Source organism: uncultured Nevskia sp., from assembly GCF_903885465.1.
Lineage (GTDB): Bacteria > Pseudomonadota > Gammaproteobacteria > Nevskiales > Nevskiaceae > Nevskia.
Window position 1 is genome coordinate 1 of record NZ_CAISIQ010000290.1, and the last position, 9,227, is coordinate 9,227.

Here is a 9,227-nt window from a genome sequence, read left to right on the forward strand (position 1 = left end):
CGATCTCGATGGTCTGCGTCGATTTCGGGAAGGCCGCCTTGATCTCGTTTTCGCTGAGCACCACGTACTCGCCGTCGTCCTGCTTGATGCCCTTGACGACATTTTCCTTGGCGATATCGCGGCCGGTTCGCTTGTTGATGCGCTTGTAGCCGACCGGGTCCATCGAGCGCTTGTCGAGCCAGTCGAAATCGATGCCGGCGTCTTCAGTCGCGGGATACAGGGCAATGGGGATGTGCACGAGCCCGAACGTGATCGCACCTTTCCAGACGGGACGCGGCATGGGTTTCTCTCCAGAAGGGGCCAGGGTTGGCCAGCGGTGGATGGATCAGGCTTTGTAGTCCAGCAACTTCATTGCCGCAGTCAGGCTGCAAGCGGAATCGGTGTAGTCCTTCCAGGGATCGTTGCCGCGATCGAGGCGCGTATGAACGCTGGCCACCGTCCAATGATCACCGCCACGCAGCGACGCCAGTTCCTGCCAGTCCACCGGCACCGAGATGCCGAGGCCGGGTCGGGCGCGGGCCGACCAGGCCGCGACGGTGCTGGCCCCGGGACCATTGCGCAGATAATCGATGTAGATCTTGCCGATGCGATTCTTCGGCCCACTCTTGGCTACGAAGCGCTTGGGCAGTGTCTTCGCCAGATGCTGGACGACGGCTTGGGCGAAGCCTTTGACCGCTTCCCGATCATGGCGCTTGAGCAGCGGCACGACCACGTGCAGACCTTTACCGCCACTGGTCTTCAGAAAGGCCGGCAAGCCGAGCTGTTTCAGAAAGGCATGCATCAGTTCCGCGGCTTCCTGAACCTGCGGCCAGGCGATGCCGGCACCGGGGTCCAGATCGAAGATCATCCGGTCGGCACGTGCCACGGAACGGCTCGAGGTGTTCAAGGTGTGGAACTCGACGACATTCCATTGCGCCGCCGACAGCAGGCCGGCCTTGCTGGTGACTTCGAGCATCGGCGGATGATCCGGGTCCAGCTTGGTGTCGAGCTTACGAACCCCGGGCAGCTTTTCCGTCCCGGCATGTTTCTGAAAGAACTGCTGTCCGGCAACGCCTTCCGGTGCCCGCAGCAGCGCCACCGGCCGGCCTTTCAGATGATCGATCATCAGATCGCCGACCAAGCCGTAATAGCGGACCAAGTCGATCTTGGTGGTGCCGGTCTGGGCATCGATGACGCGCTCTGGATGCGTGACCTTGAGCCGTGAGGCCGTCGCAGTCGGCGGGGCAATCCGTTCAACGTCGAGACTGTTTTCACGCACGATGGCCTCCGCAGGTTTGTCGGCTCGCAAGCCCTGGAACACGGCATGCCGGGGCTGGCCTTGCGCGGTCCATTGCGCGAAGGACACTTCGGCGATCAGCTTGGCTGTGACCCAATGCGGCTTGCCGTCGACTTTCGGAGTCTTCGCCAGAGGACATTCCTTGACTGACAGTTTTTCGAGCCGGCTAGTCAGCTCCAGCAACAAACGCTGATCGAAACCGCTGCCGACCTTGCCGGCGTAGCGCAGCGCACCGTGTTCGTCATGCACGGCCAGCAGGAGCGCGCCAAAGCCGTTGCGCGAGCCTTGAGGGTCGGTGTAGCCGACGATCACGAATTCCTGCCGCTGACCGCATTTCAGCTTGATCCAGTCCGGCGACCGCCGCGACACGTAATTTGAATCGCTGCGCTTGGCGATGATGCCTTCCAGGCCCAGCCGGCATGCAGACATCTTCACACTCTCCGGATCGCCATCGAAGGCACTGCTGAAGCGGACTTGCTCCGATCGTGTCGCACCTTTTGCATCGAGGAGCAGGCCTTGCAGCAGCGCACGCCGCGCATCCAGCCGTGCCTTGCGCAGGTCATGGCCATCGAGGAACGGCAGATCGAACAGATACAGGATGAGGTCTTCGGGCTGCTCGGATTCCAGCGCTTGCTGCAAGGCGCCGAAGTCTGGCACGCCTTGCGCGTTCGGCACGACGATCTCGCCGTCGTACCAGCCCGGAGGCAGCTTCAATTTGGCGATCGCTGCCTTGACCGGCAGCAGCTTCGACGTCCAGTCGTTGCCGTTCCGGGTGTAGAGACGGATGTCCTTTTGATCGATCCGCGTCAGCAAGCGATAGCCATCGAACTTGATCTCGAAGATCCAGCCTTCGGTAACGGGCGGAGGCTTGTCGACGAGGGTCGCCAGTTGCGGCGAGAGCTTAGCCGGCAGTCCTGCCTTTACGGTGCCGGCCGGCCAATCACCCAGCTGCTTGGCACGCTTCGATCTTGCAGTGCCTCGCGTTGTTGGCGCTGTGGGCTTGACGCTGTCCGGTAGCTCATCGACCACGCTGTAGTCCGTCGACGACCGTACGAACGCGTCCTTCTCCTTGATCAGCAGCCAGGGCGTCTGCTTCTCGCTGTTGCCCTTGATCCGCACCAGCACCCAGCGGCCGTGCAGCTTCTGCCCGGCCAGGGAGAATTTCAGATTGCCGGCGCGGAACGCCTTGCGCGGTTCGCTGAGCGGATGCCAAGTGCCGGCATCCCAGACGATGACCTTGCCGGCGCCGTACTGCTGCGCAGGGATGGTGCCTTCGAAGCTCGAATAGGAGATCGGGTGGTCTTCCACTTCGATGGCCATGCGCTTGACCGCAGGATCGAAACTCGGGCCCTTGGGTACCGCCCAGCTTTTCATCGTGCCATCGAGCTCCAGGCGGAAGTCGTAATGCAGGCTGCTGGCCCAGTGCTTCTGGATGACGAAACTCAAGGCACCTGCGGAAGCTTCGCCGCCATCAACGGGTTCGGAAGTGATCGCGAAGTTGCGCTTCGCCCGATAGCGCTTGAGCGCTGCCTCGGACATTACATGCCGAGCCATCGACTCAGGGGGCCGCGATGCGATCCAGCACCAGCTTGCCGGCACTGGCGGACAGCGCACTGACCAGCGTGCCCCAAGCCAGATCGGCCAGCGTCAGGCTGATCGGCCAGTCGCGCAAGGTCGCGAGATTGGTCAGATCGTAGGTCGCATAGGCGATGAAGCCGAACAAGGCTGCGGCGGCGGCCGTGGTGTGCCAGCCGGTCGCGTTCTGGTACGGCAGGATCGTGAACACCATCAGGCCGAACACGTAGATGGCATAGAACAGCACCGCGACGCCCAGCCTGGGCTTGGCTGCCATCAAATGGCCAATGCCTTTCTGATAGAGCGGTTTGGCGATGACGCCAAGCCACAACAGATCGACCAGCACCAGCACGAGGGCAGTGACGGCATAGGCGGCGAGGTAACGAGTCATCGATCGACGCTCCAAAAGAGATTGCACTTCCCGGCTTCAACGTGCATGGCACGTGCCTGACATGGAAGCGAATCTCGGGTACGTCGATTGCTGGCTCGATAGACGCTTGTTTGTGCAAGCGATAGACCCAGCAAAAAAAGGAATCCCATGACTGAATCGATCTACGACGCGCTGCGAGAGAGTCACGTCCGTCAGCGTTCCCTGTGCCGAAAACTCCTGCTCTCAAAAGCGCATACGGAGCAGCGGACTGAGCTCTTTACCGAACTGCGAATCGAACTGGCAGCCCATGCAGCGGCTGAAGAGCGCTTTCTGTACGTGCCGATCTTGCTGGACGACATGGGGCTTTCGTCATCGCGTCATGCGCTTCATGAGCATCATCAGATCGACGAGCTGATCGAGGATATGCAGGTCCTGGATCATTCCGGACGCTCGTGGATGGCGAGTGCAAAAAAACTCTCCGAGAAAGTTCACCATCATCTGCGCGAGGAAGAGAAGAAATTCTTCCAGGTGTCCGGAAAGATTCTGAACGACGCTCAGAAACAGCGGGCGGCAAAGCAGTATCGGAAGGACTATCTGCGCATGGTGAAAATGTTGGGTGAGAAGTAGGGCATCACTTGGGCCGAACTTGGGCCGAAGTTCTGCGGGAGTCTCCGAGAACCCGGCCGGGCACTTCGCGTGCACATGGACTTTCCAAAATCTTCACCAGCAGAAACTGCTCGTCTTTCAGGTGCTGCCGGTGCCAAGCTGCGGGAGCATGCCGAGTGAGCAAGCGCGGAAAAGTGTCATTCGAGCCTTATGCCGGCCCTGCCGGTGGCTGGGGCTCGGTGCGATCAGTGGGCGAAATCCTGTCGCGTGAAGGTGCGGTGGTCGGCACTGCCGCGGCGCTGGTCCGGCAGAACCGGGAATCCGGATTTGCCTGCGTCAGCTGTGCCTGGCCGAAGCCGGCCAAGGGGCATCTGTTCGAGTTCTGCGAGAACGGCGCCAAGGCCACGGCCTGGGAAGGCACCGATCGCAGTGCCGATGCCGCGTTCTTCGCTGGGCATCCTTTGGGCGAACTCGAAACCTGGTCGGACTACGCACTGGAGGAAGCCGGGCGGCTGACCGAACCCCTTCGCTGGGACGCCGCCAGCGATCGCTATCTGCCGGTCGATTGGGCGACAGCTTTCGCCGAGATCGGTGCGGAGCTGAAACAGATCGATCCGAAGGCGGCGGTGTTCTACGCCTCCGGTCGTGCGTCGCTGGAAACCTCGTACATGTATGCCTTGTTCGCACGTCTGTACGGCACCAACAATCTTCCGGACAGTTCGAACATGTGCCACGAGAGCACCTCGGTAGGACTGCCGAAAAGCATCGGCGTGCCCGTCGGCACCGTGACCCTGGACGATTTCGAGAAGACCGACTGCCTGTTCTTCTTCGGCCAGAACGTCGGCAGCAATGCGCCGCGGATGCTGCATGACCTGCAGTCGGCGGTGAAACGCGGCGTGCCGATCATCACCTTCAATCCGCTGCGCGAGCGCGGGCTGGAGCGCTTCGCCAATCCTCAGTCGCCGCTGCAGATGCTGAGCGGCTCGTCGACGCCGATCAGCAGCCAGTACCACACGGTGAAGACCGGCGGCGACAGTGCCGCGATCATGGGCATCTGCAAGGCCTTGCTGGTCGCTGATCGGCAAGCGCTGTTCGACGGACGCGAGCGCCTGATCGACACCGCCTTCATCGCCGAGCACACCCAGGGCTTCGCTGCGTTCGAGCGTGCCGCGCTGAACTGCGACTGGCAGGACATCGAACGCGAATCCGGCCTGACCCGGGTGGCGCTCGAAGAGGCGGCGCGCGTCTACGGGCAATCGCAAGCAGCGATCGGCATCTATGGCATGGGCCTGACCCAGCATCGGCTCGGCGTGCAGAACGTGCAGATGGTGGTCAATCTGCTGTTGCTGCGCAGCAATATCGGCCGGCCCGGCTCTGGCGTCTGTCCGGTGCGCGGCCATTCCAACGTGCAGGGCCAGCGCACCGTCGGCATCACCGAAAAGCCGGAGCTGGCGCCGCTGGATCGCCTGGCCGAGCTGTACCAATTCGATCCGCCACACGACAAGGGCCTGTGCACGGTCGATGTCTGCAAGGGCGTCATCGACGGCAGTGTCCGCGCCTTCATCGGTCTCGGCGGCAACTTCGTGCGCGCAGTGCCCGAGACCGAAGCTGTGGAGCGCGGCTTTCGCCGGCTGCGGCTGACCGTGCAGATCGCCACCAAGCTCAATCGCAGCCATCTGATTCACGGCGAAGTGAGCTACCTGCTGCCTTGCCTCGGGCGTATCGAGCGTGATCGCCAGGCCAGCGGCGAGCAAGTGGTGTCGGTGGAGGATTCCACGTCCTGCGTGCACAGCTCGCGCGGCGTGCGTAAGCCGGCCAGCGAGCACTTGCTGTCCGAAGCCCGCATCGTCGCCGAGCTGGCCAAGGCGACCTTGCCGCCACGACCGCTGCCGGATTGGGACGCCTGGGTCGATGACTACGCCAAGGTGCGCGACGCCATCGAAGCCACCTATCCCGAGCAGTTCCGCGACTTCAATCAGCGCCTCGGCCAGCCGGGTGGTTTCCACCGACCGATCCCGGCGCGCCATCGCATCTGGAAAACGCCTAGCGGCAAAGCCCAGTTCGCGGTGCCGAAATCACTGGTCGAAGATCCCGATGCGCCGGTGCGTGCGGTGGGTGGGCTGCGCCTGATGACCTTGCGCAGCAACGACCAGTTCAACACCACGGTCTATGGTTACGACGATCGCTTCCGCGGCATCAGCGGCACTCGCCGGGTGCTGCTGATGAACGTCGATGACATGAAGCAAAAGGGCTTCGCCGAAGGTGATCCGGTGACGGTCTCGACCGATGTCGACGACGGCGTCATCCGCCAGGTCGCGGGCTTGCGCGTCACCACCTACGACATTCCGCGCGGCTGCTGCGGCGGCTATTACCCGGAATGCAATCCACTGATTCCGCTCTGGCACCACGCCGAGGAAAGCAAGGTGCCCGCTGCGAAGTGGATTCCCGTTCGCCTGCAACGGGAAGCCGGCGTCTGGATCGCCGAGCGCGGATGACCACAGGTTGGTCCCATCTTTCCTGATATGGTCAGCCCGCAAGGCGCGGATGCGAACAGTTCCCACCGGCGCGAATCAAGCGGTCCAATCGGGATGGCTCGAGCGACGGGCATGCTCGTTGCAGCAGTGCTGAAGGCGCCTCAGGGTAAACAAAGTGGGCGAAAACCAGAAAGTGCAGATGCGGGCCGTTGAGCTTGACGTTCAGACCGTCGGCCGCATCAGTGCCGTGCCGTCCATCCTGGAGATGATCTGCCGGTCCACCGGCCTGCGCTTCGCGGCCGTGGCGCGGGTCACCGACGCAACATGGACGCTCTGCGCCGTCCGTGACGAACTCGCCTTCGGCCTCCAGCCCGGTGACGATCTGGAGCTGAAAAGCACGCTGTGCCATGAAGTCCGGCTCAGCGGCGCTCCGATCATGATCGATCACGTCGCTGAAGATCCTGTTTTCAAGGACCATCACACGCCCAGGCAATACGGCTTCGAGAGCTATATCTCGTATCCCATCGTCCGCAGCAATGGCGAGCACTTCGGCACCTTGTGCGCGCTGGATCCCAAGCCTGCAAGGCTCGGCGACAGCGATACGCTGAAGCTGTTCGAACTCTATTCCCAGCTGATCAGCCTACAGCTGGATGTCGAGGATCGGCTGCGGGAAACCCAGGCGATCGTCTCGGCCCAGCAGGAAACGGCACAGCTACGCGAACAGTTCATCGCCGTGCTCGGCCACGATCTGAGAAATCCACTGTCGTCGATGATGATGTCCGCGGAGGTGCTGCTGCGTACGCCGCTGGTCGAACAAGGCATGGCAGCGGCGAAGCGGATCAAGACCAGCGGCCATCGCATGGCCCAGCTGATCGAGAACCTGATGGATTTCGCACGCGGACGTCTGGGCGGCGGCATCGTGCTGGCCAAGGAATCGAATCGGGCGCTGGAAGCCACGCTGAGCAATATCGTTGCCGAGCTGACCTCGATTCATCCGGGGCGACAGATCGAGCTTCTATTCGATATCTCGGAACCGGTCTTCTGCGATTCGGTGCGCATCGGCCAGCTGCTGTCGAATCTGCTCGGCAATGCGCTGACGCATGGAGACACCGAAGGCCCGGTCCGGGTCGTCGCACGCTGCAGGAACCAGATTTTCAGCCTCGCGGTCAGCAATGCGGGAACGGTGATTCCCGCCGATATCCTGAAGCGCCTGTTCGAGCCGTTCTACCGGGTCGCCGATGGTCACGAGCACCCGGGCCTGGGACTGGGCCTGTTCATCGCTTCCGAGATCGCCAAGGCTCACAGCGGAACCTTGACCGTGCTTTCGGAACCCTCCGGTACGACGTTCACGCTGACCATGCCTGCGGATCTGGCTTAGCGGTTCAGGTGCCGACGTTTGAAACGATCGGCAACGCAGAACGATCGCTCGATGTAATCGCTACCAAACTGCGGAAAATCCCTTCAAGCGAGGCCAGGATGACGAGAGGAAAATGGCGGATGCTCGGCGCGACGGTGCTGCTCCTTGCCGGCTGCCATCAGCAGGGCAACGAAAGCTCGGCGCAGCCGGCTGCCGCAGCGTCCGCTTCATCGACCGACAAGGCGCCCGAGTTCAATGCCGATCAATGGATCGGTCGATGGAATGGCCCGGAGGGCACTTATCTGGCCATCAGCAAGAGCGATGTCGGCTATGCGCTGGAGATCGCCGATCTGGACGGCCCGAAGGCCTATTCCGCCCTGGCGGTGGGTAAGCACCTCATGTTCGAGCGCAACGGCAAGGCCGAATCGATACGGGCGACGGACGGAAAGCAGACCGGCATGAAATGGCTGCAGGACAAAACCAACTGCCTGACCATCAATACTGGTGAAGGCTATTGCCGGGACTGATGGTCGGGTAACGGCAGAGCACTGCCGCTACCCGATCATTCTCAGAGACGAGGACCGCGTCTGCCGTTGAGCAGATAGGCGACGACGATTACCACGACGATCAAGCCGATCGGGCCGATGCCCCAGCCGCCGCCCAGTCCCCAGTAGATGCCGCCACCGCCGCCAAACAGCAACAGCACCAGAATCAGAATCAGCAGCAGGTCCATTTCCTTGTCTCCCGTCGTGATCGACTGGCGGATGCCAGCGCAAGCGCCGCAGGCTTGTCCGCGGCTTCAATGACGAATGGCAAGCAACGTTCCCGATCACGACAGGGCGATCCCGCTGGCCTGCATCAACGCTGCCAATGGCCCTCTTCGTGCCGGTAGTGGTTTCCGTAATGCTCCCAGCGATCAGGTACCCAGTGATAGCCGGGACGCTCGTCGATCCAGTGGCCCTCGTGCCAGACGTGGTGGCCGTCTTCCCAGAACCAGAAGCCCGGCGCCCAGACCACACCTTGCCGCTGCGGCGGCGGAATCACTTCGACGCGCGGCGGGGGTGGTGCGAGTTCGATCTCGACGACGGTCCGCGCCTGGCTCAGCCCGGGAACGCTCAGCAGGGCCAGCGTCAGCAGGGACGCGGACAGCAGATTTCTCGATGTCATGGCAAATCCTCCTTGAGTGAAACGGGCCGATGAGCGTTGTCCGGGTCTCGGGGGCGACTCGGAGCGCTCATCGGCCACCAGACTGCGGATCACCACACGGCGTCCGCAGCCACAACTCAGCGATGACCGTAATGGCCACCATGAACACCGACCACGATGCTGGTGCCGCCATAGCCGCTATAGCCGTATGGGTAGCCGTATCCATATGAGGAATAGCCATACGGATAGCTGTAATAGACCGGCGGCGGCGCGGCGTAGATGACCGTCGGGCTCTGATCGGCATAGACCACGGTCGGCGGCGGCGGCGCGCTGCTCACCGTCTGACCGACCGGCGTGGCACTCACCGCCAGTTCGATGTGGTCACCCGGATCGTGATCCAGGCGCGTGCTATAGCGACGGCCG

The 9,227-nt window shown here is 62.3% G+C and carries 9 protein-coding genes and 1 pseudogene; 4 read left to right on the forward strand and 6 right to left on the reverse strand.

What is annotated here, in order from left to right; genetic code table 11:
- The 3 genes from QZY06_RS11180 to QZY06_RS11190 form a co-directional block, all read right to left on the reverse strand.
- On the reverse strand, nt 1-280 hold a 280-nt coding region (locus QZY06_RS11180; protein ID WP_295684177.1), incomplete at its 3' end, for a Ku protein.
- A gap of 45 nt (nt 281-325) precedes the next feature.
- The gene (gene ligD, locus QZY06_RS11185; RefSeq protein WP_295684179.1) at nt 326-2,830 is read right to left on the reverse strand and encodes a DNA ligase D; all 2,505 of its coding nucleotides are present in this window, start codon (nt 2,828-2,830) and stop codon (nt 326-328) included.
- Between the two features lie 4 nt (nt 2,831-2,834).
- A complete protein-coding gene (locus QZY06_RS11190; protein WP_295684181.1) occupies nt 2,835-3,242 on the reverse strand; it encodes a DUF2177 family protein in 408 nt (135 codons plus the stop codon).
- 147 nt (nt 3,243-3,389) lie between these two features.
- Between QZY06_RS11190 and QZY06_RS11195 the strand changes: the two genes are divergently transcribed.
- The 4 genes from QZY06_RS11195 to QZY06_RS11210 all read left to right on the forward strand — a co-directional run bounded on the left by QZY06_RS11195 (nt 3,390) and on the right by QZY06_RS11210 (nt 8,185).
- Nucleotides 3,390-3,848: a hemerythrin domain-containing protein gene (locus tag QZY06_RS11195; RefSeq protein ID WP_295684183.1), complete on the forward strand. Its 459-nt coding sequence runs from the start codon at nt 3,390-3,392 to the stop codon at nt 3,846-3,848.
- Between the two features lie 155 nt (nt 3,849-4,003).
- On the forward strand, nt 4,004-6,322 hold the full coding sequence (locus QZY06_RS11200) for an FdhF/YdeP family oxidoreductase (protein WP_295684186.1): 2,319 nt from the start codon (nt 4,004-4,006) through the stop codon (nt 6,320-6,322).
- Nucleotides 6,323-6,500: 178 nt separating this feature from the next.
- Nucleotides 6,501-7,679, forward strand: coding sequence for an ATP-binding protein (locus tag QZY06_RS11205; RefSeq protein WP_367275616.1), 1,179 nt, complete (start codon nt 6,501-6,503; stop codon nt 7,677-7,679).
- A 119-nt stretch (nt 7,680-7,798) separates the two neighbouring features.
- A complete protein-coding gene (locus QZY06_RS11210) occupies nt 7,799-8,185 on the forward strand; it encodes a hypothetical protein (RefSeq protein WP_295684191.1) in 387 nt (128 codons plus the stop codon).
- A 41-nt stretch (nt 8,186-8,226) separates the two neighbouring features.
- On the opposite strand, the gene QZY06_RS11215 is transcribed toward QZY06_RS11210, so the two are convergent.
- From QZY06_RS11215 to QZY06_RS11225, 3 genes and pseudogenes are all read right to left on the reverse strand, one after another.
- Entirely contained in the window at nt 8,227-8,391 is a 165-nt protein-coding gene (locus QZY06_RS11215; protein ID WP_295684195.1) for a hypothetical protein, read from the reverse strand.
- Between the two features lie 125 nt (nt 8,392-8,516).
- Complete coding sequence (locus QZY06_RS11220) at nt 8,517-8,825, reverse strand: hypothetical protein (RefSeq protein WP_295684197.1); 309 nt, start codon at nt 8,823-8,825, stop codon at nt 8,517-8,519.
- A 116-nt stretch (nt 8,826-8,941) separates the two neighbouring features.
- Nucleotides 8,942-9,227: pseudogene (locus tag QZY06_RS11225) on the reverse strand (hypothetical protein); the annotation flags it as partial.